Raw genomic sequence first — 22,106 nt, 5'->3', positions numbered from 1 at the left:
ACAGAATGTTATATTTATTGCTGTTAACATTCGTTAACCAAGACTTCTACATTGCATAAAACAGATGCCTTTCAGACCATATTTATGTTGTAGGACAGTGTATTATGGAATATATAATAGTAATATTATATGTAGAAATTTTATTATATGCAATTTGTGTTTTTCATACTTATGAAGGGATGTATCTCAATTTTTTTTCGTAATCTTGCAATAGTAATGTTATGATATATTCTAAACCGCTTTATTATTTACAAATTAAACAAAGAAGTATAAAACAGATATAAATATGCATTCAGATATGATGACTTTATTGGAAGCAATTGATGCGCGTCATAGCGTGCGTCATTATGTCAGCAGACCATTGGAGCAGGAATTTATTGACCGTCTGCAGGCAAAGATTGACGAGTGTAACCGTGTTGGAAATCTGCACATACAGCTTGTTGTCAATGAGAAGAAAGGATTTAGTGGAATAATGGCTTATGGTGCATTTTCCGATGTCGAAAACTACATTGTTATGGCTGGACGCAGGGCTGATGATCTGGACGAGCGTATCGGTTATTTCGGTGAGCAGATTGTTCTGTTGGCTCAGCAGCTCGGACTTGGTACGTGTTGGGCCGGATTGTCATACAGAAAGGTAAAAGGTGTCTATGATCTGGCGCCAGACGAAAAGGTGGCATGTATGATCTCGCTGGGTTATCCGGATGATGCTGGCAGGAAACATAAATGTAAAAGTGTTGCAGAAGTGAGCAATGCGAGTGCCGCCACGCCTGAGTGGTTTGAAAAAGGCGTGCGTGCAGCATTGAAGGCTCCGACTGCAGTGAACCAGCAGAAGTTCTATTTTGAATATGCAGGAGTGAAAAATGGCAGGCATTTTGTCCGAGCCAAACGTATTTTCTCAGTAGTGGGCTATACGCAGATGGATCTTGGAATAGCGAAACTGCATTTTGAGATCGGTGCGGGAAAGGATAATTTTGAATGGTTGTAAGAAACATTATAGATCAAATAAAGTATGAGGAAAGTTTTATATTCACTGATGGCCATGATGTTTTTGGCTTCATGTACTACACAGACAGAAAAGACGGGTAGGGGAAACAATGATTATGACGTTGTGGAAAAGGTTATAATGTCAAGGCGTAGTGTGCGTCAGTATACTGACAGACCAATAAACCGAGACACGCTTAATGAGATTCTGAAATGCGGAATCAATGCACCAAACGGTCAGAACCGTCAGGCTTATGAAATACGTGTTATTGATAATCCGAAACTGTTGGCGGAAATAACCGAGGCCGTAGTGAAAGATAATCCTGAAAACGCACCTAAAAATGGTGCGGAAAATATATTTGTCGGAGCAACATGTGTGATTTTCATTGCGAATGATACGACATATGATGTGTCACAGGTTGACTGCGGATTGCTTGGCGAAAACATTGTTCTTGCGGCATGGGCAAAGGGTATCGGTTCTTGCTGCATGGCCCAGCCTGTACGTCTTATGAAAGGAAGCAGATCATGTGCTCCTTATATTGAGAAACTTGGATTGAGTAAGGATTACAATCTGCTGTACTGTATTGCAATGGGGTATCCTGATGAAAAACCTGAGGCAAAACCGAGAAAGACTGATAAAATACGTTTTGTTGAATAGCTTATTCGATATTTAAGTATATTATTGGAGAATAATAATTGTTTCTGGGAAGTATGGAATAAAGGACGAAGCTGAAATCACGGCTTCGTCCTTTATTCTATTATGAGGTTTTGAGTAAATGTAGTTAGCTTGTTTTATTTTTTATATGCAAAAAAAAAGATGTGGAAATCAGAATTTCCACATCTTTTTTCTTTGCCATATCAGATTGCTGCAGAATCATATCATCTCAACATGTCTGACATGTATTGGATTATAAAGTGAATTGATTATTCGCCTTTTTCCATTTTAGCTTTCAGTTCAGCCAGAGCGTCGAGGTCGCCGAGAGTTGTGCTTGCTGCAACATTGTTGATTGTTGGAGCAGCTTCCTTCTTAGCTGTGTGCTTGCGTGTAGGTTTTGTTTCTTCCTTAGCCTGTTCGAAAGTACGGCTGTGAGAAAGGATAATACGTTTTGTATCCTTAACGAACTCGATAACCTTGAATGAGAGCTCTTCGCCAAGCTGTGCCTGTGTTCCGTCTTCCTTAACAAGGTGCTTCGGTGTAGCAAAGCCTTCGCCACCCTCATCGAGTGTGATGACAGCGCCCTTGTCCATCATTTCGGTGATCTTTCCGTTGTGTACAGAACCCGGTGTATAAACAGCTTCGTATGCATCCCAAGGATTGTCTTCAAGCTGCTTGTGCCCAAGGCTCAGACGACGGTTTTCCTTGTCTATTTCGAGAACTACAACATCGATTTCTGCGCCTACCTGTGTAAACTCAGACGGATGCTTAACCTTCTTAGTCCAAGAGAGGTCGCTGATGTGGATCAGACCGTCAACGCCTTCCTCGAGTTCAACGAAGATACCGAAGTTTGTGAAGTTGCGTACTTTAGCAGTGTGCTTGCTGCCAACAGGATATTTAACCTCGATTGTCTCCCATGGATCTTCCTTAAGCTGTTTGATACCGAGAGACATCTTGCGCTCGTCTCTGTCGAGAGTCAGGATAACTGCCTCAACCTCGTCGCCTACGTGCAGGAATTCCTGTGCGCTGCGCAGGTGCTGGCTCCAGCTCATTTCAGAAACGTGGATCAGACCTTCAACACCCGGAGCTATTTCTACGAATGCACCGTAATCAGCGATTACGACAACCTTACCCTTAACACGGTCGCCAACCTTCAGGTCTGCGTCGAGAGCATCCCATGGATGTGGAGTGAGCTGCTTCAGACCAAGAGCGATGCGCTTCTTCTCGTCGTCGAAGTCGAGAATAACAACATTGATCTTCTGGTCGAGAGCTACAACCTCGTGCGGATCGCTTACGCGGCCCCAAGAAAGGTCTGTGATATGGATGAGTCCGTCAACACCGCCGAGGTCAACGAATACACCGTAAGAAGTGATGTTCTTGACAGTACCTTCGAGGATCTGACCTTTTTCGAGCTTGCTGATGATTTCTTTCTTCTGTGCTTCCAGTTCGGCTTCGATGAGAGCCTTGTGAGAAACAACTACGTTGCGGAATTCCTGGTTGATCTTGACAACCTTGAACTCCATTGTCTTGCCTACGAATACGTCGTAGTCGCGTATAGGATGAACGTCGATCTGGCTTCCCGGCAGGAATGCTTCGATGCCGAATACGTCAACGATCATACCGCCCTTAGTGCGGCACTTAATGTAACCCTGGATAACCTCTTCGTTGTCGAGGGCTGCGTTGACGCGCTCCCAGCTCTTGCTCAGGCGTGCCTTCTTGTGTGAGAGAATCAGCTGGCCTCTCTTGTCCTCCTGGTTTTCAACGTAAACCTCAACGACGTCGCCAACCTTGAGGTCTGGGTTGTAGCGGAATTCTGATGCGGGGATGATACCGTCGCTCTTGTAACCGATGTTAACAACAACTTCTTTCTTGTCAACAGAGATTACTTTTCCTTCTACGACCTGCTGCTCTGACACTTTGTTCAGTGTCTCGTCATAGGCTTTCTCAAGTTCCTGCTTGCTGACGTTTGCACTGGTGCCATTCTCAAACTCGTCCCAATTGAAGTCTGCCAATGGCTGTACGTTCTTTAAATTTGACATAAAATTAATAATAAGTGTTTTAAATTAATAAAGTTAGACTTTATGTGAATAATTAAAAAATCGCGCAAATTTACTAATTTATAATGAGATACGTGTGACGTGGGCTGGAAAACATACTGTGTTTTTTTGTTTTTTAACACAATGCATTTGTCATGATTCTTTGCTTTCTGTGTAAGAAATAACGTTAAATATTATGTTTTGTTATAAAAAATGGTTATTTGTTTTGCAGAATAATTCAAAAAGGATGAGTTTTTAGTAAATTTATATCATAAACGTCGGATAATCAGTATGATTGTCAATGCAATGCAGAAAGAATGAAGCGAATATATACGAAAACATGTGAAAATGTTTTTTACAACTTCGTTTTGATAAAAACAAATTGAGGTGAGTGTTTGGGTGGCATAGGCGATTACTGATTGTCTTGAATATAATTTTGGAAAATGAAGAAAGATAAGATTATCGAACTATGGGATTGGTTGTCTACGGCTGTATACCTTTATTTTATAATTATGTTGGTTGCAGACCTTATGGACTCCGTGCCATGTTGTTGGTTGCTTTTCCTTGCTTTGTTTGTGGAAGGAGCAGGCGGACTGGTGATAAAGTTCAAGTATGGTCTGAAGTGGATGAGCTGGTTTGTGTTTGAGTCACTGTTCTCGCTTGTGTTTTCTGCAGTATGTCTGTATCTGTTGTGCCGATTTTGTGCATTTGCTTAATATACAGGTCTGTCTTTATTTCACGTTGTTGCATTGTCGGCAGGTGGCATGCCGGCTGAAATATATTTTCTTCTGCTTTTCTGGCAGAAGGCTTGGTGGAGTTTTCTGCAGGAATGACGATTGTTGCGCAGACAGCATGATTGGGTTGTCGGCTCTTTTGCGCATCCATGCTTGTTTGTTTGTGTAGATTGGTGTTTGTGGAATGTTTGTGTATGGTTTGCTGTATGTGTCATCCGTTTTCTTATGGCAGTAGAGACAGTGGCGGCGGTTTATTGATATGACTTCTATGATTAAACATTTTTTAACTGCGATTTAACGCCGCGAAATGTTCCGACAAAACTTTTGTTTCAAATATCGTAGTTTTGAAGATGTGTTGATAATATTTTGTGTGTCAGTGCGTTATGTGAATATTGCGGACTTGTCTGTCTTGCCCGTCTGTGTGAAATCGACTTTTTTATGCTTCAAAGAAGCCATTATTATAGCATGAAATGCACTGTATTGCATGCTGAAACGGGCTTTATGACAATGCAGAAAAGGCTCTTCCGCATGCCGGAATACTTATTGCTAGGATTTAGTATGAAGTTTTTTCGCCCGGAAAGGGGATTTTTGCGATACTTCTTTTTCTAGAATGATGTTGTTAGACGGATTTTTCTGCTCACTCTTTTAACATTTGAGAAAGGCTGTATTGAGTGATTTGTGTTAATAAATGTAAAGCCAAATAGTTGCATGAGGGTTTTTATGTGCTGCGTCCGATGTATGAAGATAAAAGGGTGAATATAAAAAATAAGGATATGCCGGACTGTGAATTTTAGGTCGGATGGCATATCCTTATTCTCTATAATGTATTTATCGGCGCCGGCGGTTTCTGCCTCCAGATGTGCGTTCCTGCCGTCTGCTCTGTTCGGGACGTTCCTTTGTCTGCCGTTGGGCAGGTTGGTAGGGAGGACGTCCGCCGTAGAGTTGTCTGATGAGGTCGGGGCGCCCTATGCGTCGCAGTTCGTTCTCTATGTTGCGACGCTCCTCCGGTTTGTACCAGAAGAAGAACATGCGTTGTGCCTGTTTCTCGCGCGGCGTTTTGGCGCTGAACACTGGTTCGAGCGTGTAAGGATCGTAGCCGGTGTACCATGCTTCGGTGCTGACGGTCATCGGGGTGGGGGTGAAGTCCTGTACTTGTTCCAGATGGAAGTCGAGTCGTTTGGTTATCACAGCGAGTTCGGCCATATCTTCTTCGTGGCATCCCGGATGACTGCTGATAAAATAAGGTATAATTTGCTGGTTGAGTCCTTTCTCCCGGTTTATGCGGTCGAACGTCTGTTTGAACTTCTCGAACAGAGCGAACGAAGGTTTGCGCATGTGTTGCAGCACGTGGTCGCACGTGTGTTCGGGCGCCACCTTCAGTCTTCCGCTCACGTGGTTGCATATCAGTTCGCGCGTATACTGACGTGCGGCCTGGTTGGTCTTCTCGTCCTTGCTCTCGTGCAGCAGCAGGTCGTAGCGCACTCCGCTGCCTATGAAGCTCTTCTTTATCTGTGGCAGTGCGTCAACGGCATGATAAATGTCGAGCAGCGGCGTGTGGTCGGTGTTGAGGTTGGGGCATATCTGCGGATGGATGCACGACGGACGCTTGCACTTTTCGCATGCCTTGTGGTTGCGGCCGTGCATGCCGTACATGTTGGCCGACGGTCCGCCGAGGTCTGACAGATAGCCTTTGAAACCGGGCATCTCGCACACCTGTTTCACCTCTTTCAATATGCTTGCCTTGCTGCGGCATACAATGAACTTGCCCTGATGGGCACTTATGGTGCAGAAGGCGCATCCTCCGAAGCATCCGCGGTGGATGTTTACGGAGAATTTTATCATTTCGTATGCCGGTATGCGCTTGTTCTTGTATTTCGGGTGAGGCATGCGTGTGTAGGGAAGATCGAACGATGCGTCGAGCTCCTCGGTTGTCATGGGCGGGAACGGCGGATTGACCACGGCATAGAGATTGCCGACTGCCTGTAACAGACGGTGGGCGTGCATCATGTTCGACTCTTCTTCTATGTGGCGGAAGTTCTCGGCCTGTGCCTTCTTGTTGTTTAGACACTCTTCATGACTGTGCAGTACGATGTCGTCAGCGGTGATTCCTCCAGGTATGTCTTTCTCGCGGCAGAGATACACTGTCTGCGGTATGTCTTGTATGTCTTTTATGTTCAGACCGCTGTCGAGACGTTCGCACAGTTGCACCACAGGCTTTTCGCCCATGCCGTAGATTATCATGTCTGCACCTGAGTCGCACAGAATGCAGCGCATGAGCTTGTCCTTCCAGTAGTCGTAGTGGGTGAGACGACGTAGCGACGCCTCAATGCCACCGAGCACTACGGGCACGTCGGGGAATAGCTTTTTGAGTATCTGTGTGTAGACTATCGTTGGATATTCGGGCCGGCAGTCGTGGCGTCCGTCTGGGCTGTAGGCATCCTCCGAGCGTAGGCGGCGGCTGGCGGTGTATTTGTTTACCATCGAATCCATGCATCCCGGTGCTATACCGAAGAAGAGACGCGGACGGCCTAGCTTGCGGAAGTCGCGGAAGTCGCCGTGCCAGTCGGGTTGAGGTACGATAGCCACGCGGTAGCCGGCGGCTTCGAGCGTACGTCCGATGACAGCGGCGCCGAACGAGGGGTGGTCAACATAGGCGTCGCCGGAAAACAGTATCACGTCGAGCTCGTCCCACTTGCGCAGTTCCACCTCCTTTTTTGTGGTAGGCAGCCAGTCTGTGAGTTGATATTCTTTCATTTCGTTTTTTCCGGATTGTCGGTGAAGATAGGGCGTGGGCTGTGGTGGCTCACTCTGCCTCAGGATGCGACTGCTCCCATTCTATGTAGAGCGCGAGCAGTTTGCGCAGGCCGAAAGCCTTCATGTTGCTGTTGTATATGACGTCGAGACACAGATTGAGTAAAGCATTGTCACCCGACTGTGATTCGAGAATAGATCTGACGTTGAGCTTCAGTTTGTCGAGCACCTGCTCGTCTACGATACCGTTGCTGTCTATAAGATCTTTGAAAAGTGCATATTTTCTTATCACCTCAAGGTGCTCGTCGCTCACTTCGATGCTCCTTGTACCTGAAACGTTGGCTTGAATCTTATACATAGTTATTATGTTTTTATTTCATTAGAAAACTCAGTATTCCTTTCATTATGAGCCTGCGCTGTTGCTGGCTTTTTATGCACTCGAACGGGAACCCCATGCTTATGCACTTGTAGTCGGTGCCGTCGTATGCCACGGCCGCACTCACACCGTCGGCATACTGCATGACGCAGAATGCCGGAGAACGTGGTGAAAGAATGTCGGCCGATGTGGCGGCATAGTGTTCTTTGTTCAGATTGCGGTATATGTCGAAATTCATTCCGAGACCGCTGACGGCTTCGGTGCGTGTCGTGTCGCTGGCGGCGTAGTCCAGGCGGAGTACGTTGGAGAGGAAGTTGCGCTCGTTGTCGTCTTTCATGTCCTGTCCTATGTATGCACCGCTTACCAGAAGACGTCCTCCACCAGATGTGTAGGCAGACAGCTTGGTACACATTGTTGGAGTGAAGGTCTTGTAATACACGAGTGAGTGTCCGTCGTTTTTCTCAAGTCCGAGCAGCAGGTCAACGCAGTCGTATGCTTTGAGATCAATGGCTCCGGTCTCTACGGCTTCAGACGAACAGCTCGCTACGTTATATCCCGCGGCGGCCGATATGGCGTCGGCATGAGTGCGCACATAGTTAAACTCATTGCCCATGAAGAACTGGCCGGCCATCTCGTTGCCGCAGTAGCCCAGACCTTCAGGACCTTCTATGCCTATGTAGTATTTGTCAAAATTAACTTGTCGTCCGTTCCATCCTGTACTGAGACCGGCTGTCACGCCGGGATCGGCGTCGAGATCGAAGCCTTGCTGTGTTTCGTTGTTTATCACAGCCGGTGATGACAGGCGGTGGAAGCCGTTGACAACTAGCACCGTCTTTTGTGCTCCTGGCGCGCAGTATGCCGACAGAACCTCAGTCGGGAAACTCTCGCCACCACGGTTTACGGCTGTCACTTTGAAGTTGTAGAGCATTCCGGGCTCTACGTCTATAATATGGCTTGTGGATTTTGTTTCAGTTCCATTGTCGAATCCACTGCCGTTCATTGATGTATAGATGTTATATGATGTTGGAACGGCGGTTGGTTCCAACTGGTCTTCAACAGGTGTCCATGACAGACGTATTTTGTTGTTTCCTATTATCTCAACCCGGAAATTGTTGGGAGCAAGTGGCTGGACTATGCATGGTCGGCCATGTTGATGGCTCACGAAACGCAGTATGCTCTTGTATATGGAGCGTGCGATGGTGAATTTGAAGTTGGGGTCGTGGCCCATGCGCATGTCGGCGAAGTTCTGGTGGGAGAGTGTCTCAATGATTGATGACGGCACTTCTGGTACACGTGTCTCCGAATAATTGCGGTCGAAGAGGAAACGCCGGTTCCAGTTCTTGTATTTGGCGCGCAGGTCGCGTGTTATGCCGGTGAGAAGCGAGTCGGCAAAGTCGCGCGACATCATGCGTGACACTCCACTGTTGAGGCGTCCGCCGTTGAAGTTTGTGGTACAGATGGACAGCGATCCGATGATGGAGTCGCTGAGACTTGTGTATCCGGCATCGCTGTGTACGGCCAGGCTCAGTTCTATAGGCACTTTCTTGCCTGTGAGTGATGGCAGGAAGACCGAGCCGCCGGCCAGCCAGTTTGTCATGAGTGAGCGGGCGTTGATATCCTCGGAATAGTCGTCGTTACCGTTCTTTCCGGAATATACACTGTATGGTGCACCGTACCATTGGGCACTGTAGCGTGCGCCTTCCAGACATCTTGGCATGCCGCTTGTGGTGCCTCCGCGCATGATATTGCCCATTCCTCCACCGAAGCGTACGGCGTCTGTCGTGACAAAACCTTTTTCTGATGAGTTGTTGGTCACCACAACACGGTTATAAGGATTGCAGCCTTTGTCAAATTCGAATGTTCCAAGGTAAACCCATGTTGAGCCGCCCATGGTCTGGTTTACTCTGAATTTTGTCTCCTGGCCTTTGTGGTATACGATGTATTCTGCGTCGGGAACACTGCTTGGTATGGTCTGATAGCTCACATACACAGCGTAGCGTCCTGCTTCTGGAAAGTTCGGCTGATAGGCGGCTGCAGACACTTTATTGGTTTTTGAGGTGGCCTTGGCCATTCTTGCTGTACCTTTTTCAAATGGGTTTTCGCTGTTGTTGTATGTTCCGTTGTGATAGGCGAAACCTTTCAGTGGTGCGTCTGCCCATCGGCCTCTATCCTCGTATTCAGTGTAGTATGGTGCTTTTGAGCTGTTATTGTCAATTATTATCTCATTGGTCTGATAGTCTCTTTCGCGTGGAGTGAATACCGTGGCTCCTGCATTTTCAAGCATAGGGATGAGATACGGCACGACTATTGTCTGAGTGAAAAGATCTTCTGTGGTTCCGAAAAGATTCGGACGTTGCCATTTCCATCTGTTCTTTTTCTGGTCAAAATATATGCCGTGACTCGCCCAAAGAGAAATATGTCGGTTACTCAAGCCGTGGGTTATTAGGTTGGGTTTTGATACGTTGCATGTCCACGGCTCACCTTCGTATTCAATGTTTCCCCACATGCCGGGCATCTCATTCTCCGTATACTTCATATCAGGAACGAGCTCTTCTATTGACATTCCGTTGGTGACAACCTTTATTTTATATTTGTTGTATGGCTTTGGAAGTGCTTTCGCTATTTTCCGATATATTTTTTTTACTTTCGATTCAGTGAATTCCTGAACGGCAAAAATATTGCTTGATGTGATGTTTACGGTCTTTATCCTGTTGTCAATACTGTATTTCACAAGCCTGGCCTGGCCTGTGGTGATGTCCTTGTCGCTTTCATAATTAAGAAAAAACGCACTCAGACGTGATTTTATCTTTTCGTTATCGTCTTTAGATTGGCCGTAAACGTCTGACGTTATGCCTGATGTCAGTGATATGGATAATAAAAAAAATAGGAGTCTTCTTGTCATTATAAATTACCGATAGTAAACAAATCGGGGTGCTTGCCCTTAAAATCCTTATAATAAAGTTTTACGGTTCTCATGTCCTGATCCACGTCTCCAGACGGTATCAGTTGTTTGGTGCACTTGATGATTCTTTTTTCGTAGTCCACGCCGTAGAGAAGTATAGGAATCCTGGCTTTTAGTGCGATGTAATAAAATCCTTTTTTCCAGTCTGGATTTAGTGAGCGTGTGCCTTCCGGAGTTATGCATAGGCTGAAAGTTTCCGATTCCTTTGCCGTCTCAGCGAGAAAATCGGTCATGCTTGTATGCTTGCCTCTGTTTACAGGTATTCCGCCAAGTTTACGGAATATACACCCCAATGGCCAGAAAAACCATTCTTTCTTCATAAGAAAATTTATTCTTATGCCTTCAGCGAGAGAGTATATCTGGCCAAGGATGAAATCCCAGTTACTGGTATGTGGGGCCAGACATATTATATATTTGTCGGGATGTTCTACGCTTATCTCTTTTTTCCAGCCCCATTTTTTATATAAAAGCCATTGGCATAACGTGCGCAACATATTGTTTAATTGAGATTTGCTATCTGGTCGGTGATCTCCAGTATCTGCTTGTTGAAGCAGGCGATAAGATCGTCATAATATTTCTTGGCCGGCATGCCTGGTTCCGGATGTGACACTCTTTTTATCATGTCATTGTTTATTGCGAGGATAGACTTTAACAAGGCATTGACATTGTCGTTGTCAGGCTTGCTGCTATATTGTGATACTGCGATACATTCTGCGAACAGTTCGCCGCATACGTAATTTATAGTATGCTTCAGATTTCTTTTGTTTGCCATAGTGATAGTTGTTTAATACAGTCCAAAGATAGGAAAAAATCAGTAAATATAATATTTAAATAAAAAAAATGTTTCAAAATAATGTTTTCTTTTTCTTTTCTTTCATCATGTCATGGAAAAAGACTACTTTTGCACAAACAAAAACATATAGCAATACAATTATATTATAATTATGGAAAAGAGTGCATTACAGAAAGAAAGAGCTGCTTACAATCCGAAACTTCCGAAAGCCCTCCAGGGTGCGGTTAAGGTTGTAGAAGGTGCTCCTACGCAGAGTGTTGACAATCAGGAGGAAATAAAGAAACTTTTCCCCAATACTTATGGCATGCCTCTCGTAGAGTTCGTTACAGCTGAGAACGCTCTGCAGAAAGAGATGAATGTGGGAGTGATTCTGAGTGGTGGACAGGCTCCTGGCGGACATAACGTAATATCCGGACTTTTTGATGAAATAAAGAAACTCAACCCGAATAACCGTCTTTACGGTTTCCTTATGGGACCGAGCGGTTTGGTTGATCACAAATATATAGAGATAACAGAAGAACTTATCGCTGATTATCGCAATACTGGAGGTTTTGACCTTATCGGTAGCGGCCGTACAAAGTTGGAGAAGGTAGAACAGTTTGAAAAGGGTCTTGAGGTTATCCGTGAACTCAATATTAAAGCTGTTGTAATCATTGGTGGTGACGATTCCAACACAAATGCATGTGTTCTGGCTGAATATTATGCAGCAAAGAACTATGGTGTGCAGGTTATCGGTTGCCCGAAGACAATTGATGGTGACCTGAAGAATGAACAGATTGAGACTTCTTTCGGTTTCGATACAGCGACGAAGACATATAGCGAAGTTATTGGAAACATCGAGCGTGACTGTAACTCTGCACGTAAGTACTGGCATTTCATTAAGCTGATGGGTCGTTCGGCTTCTCATATCGCTTTGGAATGTGCTTTGCAGACACAGCCGAATATCTGTCTCATATCAGAGGAAATCGAGGCAAAGGACCTTACACTTAATGATATCGTAGAACAGATTGCTTCAACAGTGGCTTATCGTGCAAGCCAGGGCAATAACTTCGGTGTTGTTCTTATTCCGGAAGGACTTATCGAGTTTATCCCCGCTATCGGCCGTCTGATTCAGGAACTCAACGACTTGCTCGCTGCACACGGACAGGATTACAAGGATCTTGACAAGGCTGCTCAGCGCGAATATATCCTTTCTCATCTGAGCGAAGCTAACAAGGCTACATTCGAAACACTGCCTGAGGGTGTTGCACGTCAGCTTTCTCTCGATCGTGACCCGCACGGAAACGTCCAGGTTTCACTTATCGAAACTGAGAAACTTATATCAGAAATGGTTGGTGCAAAACTCGATCAGTGGGCTAAGGAAGGCAAATATACAGGCAAGTTCTCTGCTCTGCATCACTTCTTCGGATATGAGGGACGTTGCGCAGCTCCGTCTAACTTCGACGCAGACTATTGCTATGCACTTGGTGCAAGTGCTGCTCAGCTTATCGCTAACGGCAAGACCGGTTATATGGCAATCGTTAAGAACACTACTGCAAGTACTGAAGAATGGAAAGCCGGAGGTGTGCCAATCACCATGATGATGAACATGGAGAAGCGTAATGGTGAGATGAAACCGGTTATCCGCAAGGCTCTTGTTGATCTGGATGGTAAACCTTTCAAGGCATTTGCTGCTCAGCGTGACAAGTGGGCTAAGGAGACATGCTACGTATATCCGGGCCCGATTCAGTATTGGGGACCTGCAAGCGTTTGCGATCTGCCTACAAAAACACTTGCTTTGGAGCAGGAATAATAATGTAGAATAATTCTTTTACGAAATAATGAGAGCAGGATTATTATGCCTGCTCTCATTTTCCTGTATTATAATATGGGTGTCAGAAAAGTACCGAGTGTAAAACGTAAACCTTCATCTTCGACGAGAAGGCGCCGTAAGACGGTGTCTTCAGGTGTGCCGTATTTTCTACGGAAATATCCTCGTTGGGCATGGTGGGTAGGAGGCATTGGAATAGTTGCTGTTTACATTTGGCTCTTTTATTATTTTTTTGTAAGCCCTACAGGTTTCAGGTGGCGTGCTTTGTATGGTGAGGCAAACTATCCTGACGGATATGAGATTCATGGAGTTGATATTTCCCATTATCAGGGTGACATCGACTGGGACGATTTGCGTAATGCCATGATTGAGGGGTGTCCTATACGTTTTATAATGATAAAGGCAACGGAAGGTTCTTCGCGCGTTGACGAGAAGTTCAACGACAATTTCTATATGGCGCGTGAATATGGATATATAAGAGGTGCGTATCATTTCTGGAGCAACAAATCAACGGCTCGCGAACAGGCTTATTTCTTTTTGAAGAAAGTACGTCTTGAGGATGGAGACTTACCGCCGGTTCTTGATGTTGAGCACAAACCGAAAGATCAATCGGTAGAGGATTTCCAGAGGGATGTACTAACCTGGCTTCATATTGTTGAAGACAAATATCACGTAAAACCGATTATTTATACTTATTATAAGTTTAAGGAGCAATATCTAAATGCTCCCGTTTTTGATGATTATCCTTATTGGATTGCCCATTATTATGTTGACAAGGTGGAGTATAAGGGCGAATGGAAGTTCTGGCAGCACACAGATGTGGGCCGCCTGCCGGGAATAAAAGGTTACGTTGATTTCAATATATACAACGGATCATACTATGATCTTAAGAAACTGACTATCGGCAATCAGGATTAAGAGCGTTGGATGGTTTTATGCTTTGTATTTCAGGACGATACATGCCCATTCATCCTCTGTCATCCGGTCTGTTTCCTGCATATTCAATGATGCAGCTTTCTCTATAAGAAGTGGAATGTCGGTTTCGTAAAAACCGCTTAATATCAGTATTGCATTCTGTTTCATCTTGCTGCAGAACCCCGGCATGTCATTGAGAAGGATATTTCTGTTGATATTCGCAGCCACTATATCGAATTTATCGTTTATTGTTTCCAATACACTGGCGTCACCGTGAAGAATCTTTATTTTATCCTGTTCGCCATTCAACATCGCGTTATGTCTTGAGTTGTTGACGCTCCATTCGTCGATGTCATAGCCTGTTATACTGTCAGCTCCGAGTTTTGCAGCGGCAATAGAGAGTATTCCTGTGCCGCAACCGCAGTCAAGAATACTTCCTTCTTTTATAAGTTCCTTATTCTTAATAAATTCGGATATAACCATTCGGGTTGTCTGGTGTGTTCCTGTTCCGAATGCCTGCTTTGCTTCTATGCCTATGGTTATCACGCCGGGACCGTCGAGACGCGCAATCTGTGTGGCATCGGTGTGTCGTGCATCGTAAATTACAAGCTTGTCGTTTATGCTTATAGGTTCAAATCCGGCGTCTTCCCAAGTCGAATTCCAGTCGGCATCCTCGACTTCGTTTGCTGTGTATGATATATTTATTCCTTCCAAAGGAACAGACGCTATCTCATTATCCAAAGTTTCCGGATTGTAAATATCTTTTCTGATATATCCTGTTACATTGTCGTTCTCAGTCTCAAACGATTCGAATCCTGCTGCCGATGCTGCATCTACAAGCAGATCACTGGCTGTCTGTATAAGGTTTTTATCGATTCCGGTTATTTCGAAGTTTACAGCAACGTATTCCATTTTATTTATTAATTATTGTTTAGTATCAATATGTGTAAATGCAAAAATAATAAATAATAGGGATTTCCCTATTTATTTTAGGGTTTTTCTTTATTCTACAATGAATAAAATAATTATTTTTGTAATGTGAAAAAGAATAGGTTTAACTGACAAATATAAGGAGGCAAAATGAAACGAATAATATTTATTTTAGCTCTCGTTGGAGCTATGCCGCTGTCACTTGTGGCCCAGGAAGATGATATGTATTATGTTCCTGGAAAGTCACAGAAAAGTGATATAGTGAAGGCGCCGGAAGAGTCAGAGCAACCGACGTACTATTGTGGCAGCGATCGTGATGTCGACGAGTATAATCGTCGTGGACGCGTGAAAAGTTATTATCAGAAGATAGGAAGCGACTCTTTAGGAAATGACATTATCGAATTCCATGAGGGAGACGGTACTTATGGAACATCGGAGATGTCTGATACGGTGTACGTATATCCGGGCTCTGAGCAATATTATGATGATTCAGATTTCGATTATGCATACAGCCGTTGCCTTGGACGCTTCGACGGATTCTACGGATGGTATGATCCTTACTTCAGCTTTTATTGGAGAGGTCCGTACTGGTGGGGGTATAATTATTATTGGTACGATCCATGGTTTTACGGATATTATTCACCGTGGTATTGGCATGGGTGGTACTCACCATATTATTATGGATGGAACGGATGGTACGGTTGGCGGCCGTCATATTATTACAGCTACTCCAGACCGACAGGTACAACAAATCATTCTACAGGAGCATGGCATTCGTCAGGCCGACGCAATAGTGGTTTCTCAGGATATCGCGGTTCTTTAAGCAGTACATCGGGTTCATTCGGAAACCGCAACAACAGCACAAGTCGTCCGAACAGCAATACAAACAACAGATACACATTCGGTGGACAGCGTCGTACGACCAATACCAACACTGTGTCACGCCCTGCATCACGTCCGCAAACATCATCACCATCTATTAACAGAGGTTCGTTCGGTGGCAGCCGTGGCGGAGGCTCGTTCGGTGGCGGTTCATTTGGTGGCGGCGGCCGTTCTGGCGGTGGAAGCTTCGGAGGTAGAAGATAAAACAAATAAACAAAGAAAGGAATATTATGAATAAGATATTATTTATAGGACTGATCGCATTGTCTCCTATAGCAGTATCTGCACAGGAGACATACGAAAACGCGATACTTGCAAATGAAGATCTTAACGGAACTGCACGATACGTGGGAATGGGTGGTGCCATGGAAGCCTTGGGAGCCGATATCTCCACAATGGGTTCCAACCCGGCAGGTATAGGTCTTTTCCGCAAAAGTACGGTAAGCACGTCTTTCGGACTTGTTTCCCAGGATGATGCAAAGTCATTCCGTAACGCAGACAAGACCAATATGAGCTTTGACCAGATAGGTCTTGTTTATTCTACACGGTTTGGCCGTAATTCCATCGTGAACGTCGGATTCAATTATCATAAGAGCAAGAACTTCAATTTTATACTCTCTGCCGCAGGACGTCTGGAGAATGCCTCACAAAGCAAGCTCTCCTATCTCAAAGGGCAGGAAGGCATCTTTGAAATAGGTGAGAACGGTGAAGGAGCACTTGTCGGTTACGACGGAAATGATTATTCACTTGCATACAATCAGCTCGACTATCTTTATTATAACGCCCTGCTTCAGGATGCAGATGGTGTGTTCCGTTATAACAACGCCAACGGATATATGTTCAACCGAGGCAACAGTGGTTATATAGGCGAGTATGATTTCAATATCAGCGGTAATGTAAATGACCGTTTCTATTGGGGTTTTACTTTCGGTGTGCATGATGTGAATTATAAAGGTGAGAGCATGTATACAGAGACGCTGGTCGATGAGAACGGTTCAGCTATCGGAGATGTCACAATCAATGATACGAGAAAGATCACAGGAACAGGTTTCGACGTGAAGGCCGGTATCATTTTCCGTCCTGTTGAGAGTTCGCCTTTCCGTGTCGGACTATATGTTCACACACCGGTGTGGTATGATCTCAACACAAACAACTATACAACATTGACCAACGGTACACCTGTCGGAATGTATGACGATGGTTCGATAGGCGAATCCTATGACTTCAAGTTCTACACGCCGTGGAAGTTTGGTGTCAGCCTTGGCCACACAGTGGGCAACTATCTTGCCATCGGTGCTACATATGAATATGCCGACTACGGCAGTTCGAAGATGCGTATCAACGACGGCGGATATTACGACGCATACTGGGGAGATTATTACGAGACAAGCTCAAACGACGAAGTGATGAACAATCATATCGGTGAAACCCTCAAAGGTGTGTCCACGTTCAAAGTCGGTGCCGAGTACAAGGTGGCTCCCGGATTCTCAGTAAGACTTGGTTACAACTATGTTTCGCCTATGTACAGCAAGAGCGGATTCAAAGACGGAACTCTTCCTTCGTATGGATCGTATTACAGTTCTGCGACCGATTATACCAACTGGGACGCAACCAACCGCATAACTGCAGGTTTCGGATATTCTCATGGTAAATGGAACTTCGATCTCGCTTATGCTTACAGCCAGACCGACGGTGATTTCTATCCGTTCATGAACTATTATCCTGCAGCTGATGAAGATGCGTCATATGCCAACATCGCACAGGGCGTGAAGGTCAGCAACAAGCGCAACCAGCTGCTTGTTACCGTTGGTTACAGATTCTGATATACTTTTTACAAACATGACAGCCGTCTGAGTCGACCGTTATTTCAGTCTGGTCCGGTGACTCACGACGGTTGTTTTGTTTTATTATTTTATACATATGATACAGCCGCAGGATATTACTGACGCATTCCGTTATATTCTGTGGTTGTATTTTTTTTGTCCGTTTCCTTTTCTGGTAAATCCATCTGTTATATTCGGTAGAAACTCGGTGGAGATAGGTTTTATTCATGAGATATCACGTAATGAAGGAAAATTCCTGTCAATACTGAATGGTATAAACCGTGACTGACCTTTCCACATGTAATAATAAATTCATTTTGCCACAATCGATAAATCATCCTCTAAAGCCTGAAGCATGCTTTCAGTGTCTTCTTCCACATCCCCATATCGACACTTTTAAAGAAAACTCGGACGGCGGACTTACAGTTTTTCTTGACTTTATTTTGACAAAATAAAATCGCAAAAGAGAATTAGGGAAATGTAAATCCGACATAGAAAAAGCCCGTTCCGACCATACGGCATTGTCGTATACACCGTAGTGGAATGCCGGATGATGCATTTGGCATTCCAATAATGCCCGTTTGGGCCTCTGTTTACGCCTGTATCAGGGTGTGATATTGTGCGTTTCAGGCCCTGAAATGGTCTGTATCACATGCCGGAATGGTGCTTATTGTAAGGCGGAGAAATAGTCTTCGAAGGTAAGCCATTGGTGTTCAATACTTTGCACAGTCCTGTCATATCTCGCGTATTTGCGTCCAAAGGAAGATCCGCGTGCAAATACTCGCTTATTTTTAGGGGTAGAATAGAAAACTCAGACGAAAAAATTGCATGATACTGAAAATCTGTAATTGCTTCGATGGCTTCTTTTTCTGCAGAAGGTAAATAAAGCCTATAAAGGACCGATACCGTAGTTTTTTATTACCTCCAATACCACTGCATTTAAGTTGAGACAGCTGTGACTTTAAACAATCATAGATCCGTTATTTCTTTTTTGTGTCAAATACACGCTTGTTGAGTGTCTGTACAGCATGCAGATATTATAAAAAACGCCATTTTCACGCATTTTTTGTTCTCAATACATAGCAGGGGTGTGCTGTGACAGATATTTTTTGTAATTTTAAGGGTGCAAACATTTTTTCTGAATCCGTCACACTGTGTGTGCCTTTTATTTGCGCAAAACATATCAGTGTGCGGTGACATAAATGTTGATAAACCGTTACTATCATGTCATTACTACAAACAAAAGTTATTATGAACAGATTTACAAGTCTTATGTCCGGCGGCATCATGTGTGCGCTCGTATTGTCATGTGCAAGCCATGCCACTTTCGTCAATCCTGTGATCAAGTCGGATGTGCCCGATCCGTCGGTCATCCGTGTCGACGATAGCTATTATCTTGCCGGGACGTCAGTCAATGCCACTCCCGTTTATCCCATATACCGTTCGTCCGATCTGGTGAATTGGAGTCAGATAGGTGCCATTTTTGAAACACCTCCATCATGGGCTTCGGGAGATTTCTGGGCACCAGAACTCTATCATCATAATGGGAAATACTATTGTTATTATACGGCCCGTGCCAAGGCCGACGGCATTTCGTGTATAGGTGTGGCCGTTGCTGATTCGCCGGAAGGACCCTTCGTAGATCATGGCCCACTCGTACGCTGGACCAATGAGGCCATCGACGCATTTGTTTACGACGACAACGGCCAGCTATACGTTACATGGAAAGCCTACGGACTCGACGGAGGCCGGCCTATAGAACTATTGGGCAGCCGTCTTTCCTCTGATGGTCTGCGTCTTGAAGGTGAGCCTTTCACCATGCTTGTTGATACTGAGGAGATTGGCATGGAAGGGCAGTGCCTATTTAAAAAAGGCGGATATTATTATATGCTTTATTCTACGCGCGACTGCTGTAGCGAGCGAAGCGACTATGAAGTGTATGTTGCGCGTGCCAAAAAGATAACTGGTCCGTATGAGAAATATTCGAAGAATCCGATACTGAAAGGCGATGGAGAAGACGTGCAGTCATGTGGTCACGGCACCATGACAGAAACTCCGGATGGTCGTATGTTCTATATCTGCCATTCATTCATGAAGGGTACAGACTTCTATCTTGGCCGACAGCCCATGATGCAGGAACTTGTATTGACAGACGACGGATGGGTACAGTTCAAGACAGGACGTACAACGAAGATAAAACAGAATACACCTTTCGGTACTTATGTCAAGAGGCAGAATGTTTTTCATGATGATTTCAGTGGATCAAGGCTTGATCCGGGATGGACCGGTGCAATACAGTCGCACCGTCAGCGGCCGGTACCTTCCGGTGGAATTCTTCTGTTGCCGTCAGCCGCTCCAGATGCAGCCGAGTATAGTTCTACTTTGTGTCGTCGCCCGTCGACAGACGATTATAATTATGAGACACACATGACGTGCGGAGGAGACAATCTATGTGGACTGACCTATATGAGCAGTGCAGCCAATCAGGTTGTATTCGGCATAGAACGCGGAAAGCTTGTCATACGTGTACTGAAAGACGGACAAGCCAGTGATTTATATTCCGGTAAATATGAAGGCAACGACATCTGGCTTAAGATCTGCGTTGACGATTTGAAAACATTGCGTTTCTTCTACAGTACAGATGGCAGAAGATGGAAACAGGCCGGAGACGTTGATGTGGATGTGTTTGCCTCAGTACGTAGGGCACACTATAAGCCTGGACTTATCAATGTGGGCCATAATGCTTCGGATGCAATATTCCACGACTTCAAAATGACAGACAAATAATTTCTGCGGTCCGTGTTTTTATTATATGTAAACACGGACCGCGAGTTTTTTACATACAGGTTGTTATTTCACCTGTTTGCATTTTCCGCTGAACTTGTTGAACTTTATCTTCAGTATGGCTACGCGATGAAAACTCTTTTCCGAATATTTCGCGCCGAGTGCTTCGTGCTCTGGCGAGAATTTCTTAACGAGCAGCCGCAGTGCTTCGCGCCTTTCTTCGTCCGAATCCACGACTGACGCTTCACCGCTGAGTACCACGCTCTCGTATGCTGTTGTGAACAGCTGAGGCTTCAGTGCCACATTTCCTACAATGCAGAACGAAACGTTTTTGTTTTCTGAAATCATTCTCAGTTTGCGTCCTTCCGGTGCACAGTGTACGTAGAAACAGTCGTTGCCGTCCCATACAAAATTGAGTGGGATGCCGTATGGCATACCTGTTGGATCGGCCATTGACAATACGCCATACTCGGCCGTGGACATAAGTTCTCTTGCTCTTGGCTCGTCGAGCAGCCGATCCTGACGGCGTACATCCTCGTTGGTATATTCCATAATATATTATAATGTGTTTTTGTTTTGTTCTGCCATACTGCAGACATAATGAAAACGCGTTCATATTCAGCTTATTGCCTCTGTATGATGATTTTAACAAATGGCAGTCCATAGTTGATATATTGCAATTTAAAACATACATTCCGGCTGCTACGACTGTTTCTGAAATTATAAAACTCCTGAGCATAAGCTCTTTTTTAACTTTGTATTTTTGTATGCAGTTGCTCATACTCATGTCTGCGGTTATTTTTTGTAGTACATACAGAGTGGCGTTGCTTGTATGTGTTAATCAAAAACATCGTGGTTTTATTTTGCATCTGTTTTCTTTTAGTTTATCTTTGCAATGCGCATTACGTAACAGTAGAAACACCGGTGGTGTGTGCCATGCGTCAGAAAATATTTGAACTGTAATATAAATAATATAATATGGAGATAGAACCGATAGCCCATTTCCGTTCGCCATTCTCTTCGAAATTCGGGATACCCAAGCAGAGCGGACTGGTGGAGAGCCTGCGGGGCGAGATAGTGTTTGTGCCGAAATACAGAAACCGCGACGCGTTGCGCGGTCTTGATGAGTTCGACTATATCTGGCTCATCTGGGAGTTTTCGGCCAATCCGCATAAGGCGTCGGCCCCGGTGGTTAGGCCTCCCGTGCTCGGTGGTAACGAGAAAGTGGGAGTCTTTGCTTCGCGTTCACCTTTCCGTCCCAATGCTCTCGGGCTTTCGTCGGTGCGTGTGGAGTCAGTAGAGATGGATACCGCAGACGGTCCTGTAGTCAGAGTGCTTGGTGCCGATCTTATGGACGGCACTCCTATATACGATATAAAGCCTTATGTAGCCTACGCCGATTGTCATGAGAATGTGCGTTGCGGATTTGTGGATAGGAGTGTTAACCGCAGGTTACATGTGGATATGCCTGCTGATGTGGCGCGTATATTCGCTCCGGACGAATTGATGTCGTTGTGCAAGGTACTTGAACTAGATCCTCGGCCACGCTATCAGAGTGATCCCGACAAGACCTACGGCATGCCTTTCGCCGGCTACGATGTCCATTTCCGTGTTGACGGCGACCGGCTTATAGTACTGGATGCAGTGCGGTTGTGATGCGTGATGCTGGCTAAT

At 45.0% G+C, this 22,106-nt stretch carries 17 protein-coding genes; 8 read left to right on the top strand and 9 right to left on the bottom strand.

Annotated elements, in window-relative coordinates:
- The first annotated feature begins 298 nt into the window (after window positions 1-298).
- Window positions 299-985 carry a nitroreductase family protein gene (locus WKT13_RS07760; protein ID WP_340323463.1) on the top strand — a complete coding sequence of 229 codons (687 nt, stop codon included), beginning with the start codon at window positions 299-301 and terminating at the stop codon, window positions 983-985.
- A gap of 24 nt (window positions 986-1,009) precedes the next feature.
- Window positions 1,010-1,639 carry a nitroreductase family protein gene (locus WKT13_RS07755; RefSeq protein ID WP_340323462.1) on the top strand — a complete coding sequence of 210 codons (630 nt, stop codon included), beginning with the start codon at window positions 1,010-1,012 and terminating at the stop codon, window positions 1,637-1,639.
- 266 nt (window positions 1,640-1,905) lie between these two features.
- Here the strand turns inward: WKT13_RS07755 and rpsA are convergent, their stop codons facing one another.
- From rpsA to WKT13_RS07720, 7 genes are all read right to left on the bottom strand, one after another.
- Complete coding sequence (gene rpsA / locus WKT13_RS07750) at window positions 1,906-3,675, bottom strand: 30S ribosomal protein S1 (protein ID WP_340323461.1); 1,770 nt, start codon at window positions 3,673-3,675, stop codon at window positions 1,906-1,908.
- 603 nt (window positions 3,676-4,278) lie between these two features.
- Window positions 4,279-4,557 (bottom strand): hypothetical protein, encoded by a 279-nt coding sequence (locus WKT13_RS07745; RefSeq protein ID WP_340323460.1) that lies wholly within the window; start codon window positions 4,555-4,557, stop codon window positions 4,279-4,281.
- A 677-nt stretch (window positions 4,558-5,234) separates the two neighbouring features.
- Complete coding sequence (locus tag WKT13_RS07740; RefSeq protein ID WP_340323459.1) at window positions 5,235-7,160, bottom strand: YgiQ family radical SAM protein; 1,926 nt, start codon at window positions 7,158-7,160, stop codon at window positions 5,235-5,237.
- A gap of 49 nt (window positions 7,161-7,209) precedes the next feature.
- Complete coding sequence (locus tag WKT13_RS07735; protein ID WP_340323458.1) at window positions 7,210-7,515, bottom strand: hypothetical protein; 306 nt, start codon at window positions 7,513-7,515, stop codon at window positions 7,210-7,212.
- Between the two features lie 13 nt (window positions 7,516-7,528).
- The gene (locus tag WKT13_RS07730; RefSeq protein WP_340323457.1) at window positions 7,529-10,435 is read right to left on the bottom strand and encodes a golvesin C-terminal-like domain-containing protein; all 2,907 of its coding nucleotides are present in this window, start codon (window positions 10,433-10,435) and stop codon (window positions 7,529-7,531) included.
- Window positions 10,435-10,989 (bottom strand): 1-acyl-sn-glycerol-3-phosphate acyltransferase, encoded by a 555-nt coding sequence (locus WKT13_RS07725; protein WP_340323456.1) that lies wholly within the window; start codon window positions 10,987-10,989, stop codon window positions 10,435-10,437. Before WKT13_RS07725 ends, WKT13_RS07730 begins: the two co-directional genes overlap by 1 nt.
- A gap of 5 nt (window positions 10,990-10,994) precedes the next feature.
- Window positions 10,995-11,267 (bottom strand): hypothetical protein, encoded by a 273-nt coding sequence (locus tag WKT13_RS07720; RefSeq protein WP_298618346.1) that lies wholly within the window; start codon window positions 11,265-11,267, stop codon window positions 10,995-10,997.
- Between the two features lie 172 nt (window positions 11,268-11,439).
- On the opposite strand from WKT13_RS07720, the gene WKT13_RS07715 reads away from it, so the two are divergent.
- The gene (locus WKT13_RS07715) at window positions 11,440-13,080 is read left to right on the top strand and encodes a diphosphate--fructose-6-phosphate 1-phosphotransferase (RefSeq protein ID WP_298618347.1); all 1,641 of its coding nucleotides are present in this window, start codon (window positions 11,440-11,442) and stop codon (window positions 13,078-13,080) included.
- 75 nt (window positions 13,081-13,155) lie between these two features.
- Entirely contained in the window at window positions 13,156-14,016 is an 861-nt protein-coding gene (locus tag WKT13_RS07710; protein ID WP_340323455.1) for a glycoside hydrolase family 25 protein, read from the top strand.
- 15 nt (window positions 14,017-14,031) lie between these two features.
- Here WKT13_RS07710 and prmA read toward each other — a convergent pair whose 3' ends face one another.
- The gene (gene prmA, locus WKT13_RS07705; protein ID WP_340323454.1) at window positions 14,032-14,925 is read right to left on the bottom strand and encodes a 50S ribosomal protein L11 methyltransferase; all 894 of its coding nucleotides are present in this window, start codon (window positions 14,923-14,925) and stop codon (window positions 14,032-14,034) included.
- Window positions 14,926-15,093: 168 nt separating this feature from the next.
- On the opposite strand from prmA, the gene WKT13_RS07700 reads away from it, so the two are divergent.
- The 3 genes from WKT13_RS07700 to WKT13_RS07690 all read left to right on the top strand — a co-directional run bounded on the left by WKT13_RS07700 (window position 15,094) and on the right by WKT13_RS07690 (window position 20,435).
- Complete coding sequence (locus WKT13_RS07700) at window positions 15,094-16,029, top strand: hypothetical protein (protein ID WP_298618350.1); 936 nt, start codon at window positions 15,094-15,096, stop codon at window positions 16,027-16,029.
- Window positions 16,030-16,055: 26 nt separating this feature from the next.
- Window positions 16,056-17,648: a hemin receptor gene (locus WKT13_RS07695; protein WP_298618351.1), complete on the top strand. Its 1,593-nt coding sequence runs from the start codon at window positions 16,056-16,058 to the stop codon at window positions 17,646-17,648.
- A gap of 1,251 nt (window positions 17,649-18,899) precedes the next feature.
- Complete coding sequence (locus tag WKT13_RS07690) at window positions 18,900-20,435, top strand: family 43 glycosylhydrolase (RefSeq protein ID WP_340323453.1); 1,536 nt, start codon at window positions 18,900-18,902, stop codon at window positions 20,433-20,435.
- Window positions 20,436-20,498: 63 nt separating this feature from the next.
- On the opposite strand, the gene WKT13_RS07685 is transcribed toward WKT13_RS07690, so the two are convergent.
- Complete coding sequence (locus tag WKT13_RS07685) at window positions 20,499-20,984, bottom strand: pyridoxamine 5'-phosphate oxidase family protein (protein WP_340323452.1); 486 nt, start codon at window positions 20,982-20,984, stop codon at window positions 20,499-20,501.
- Between the two features lie 426 nt (window positions 20,985-21,410).
- Between WKT13_RS07685 and tsaA the strand changes: the two genes are divergently transcribed.
- The gene (tsaA, locus tag WKT13_RS07680) at window positions 21,411-22,088 is read left to right on the top strand and encodes a tRNA (N6-threonylcarbamoyladenosine(37)-N6)-methyltransferase TrmO (protein WP_340323451.1); all 678 of its coding nucleotides are present in this window, start codon (window positions 21,411-21,413) and stop codon (window positions 22,086-22,088) included.
- Window positions 22,089-22,106 lie beyond the last annotated feature (18 nt).

Origin of the sequence: Prevotella sp. HCN-7019 (assembly GCF_037890215.1) — a bacterium.
Taxonomy (GTDB): Bacteria; Bacteroidota; Bacteroidia; order Bacteroidales; family Bacteroidaceae; genus Prevotella.
Note: the sequence above shows the minus strand (reverse complement) of the source record. Positions and strands in the feature narration are given on the sequence as shown.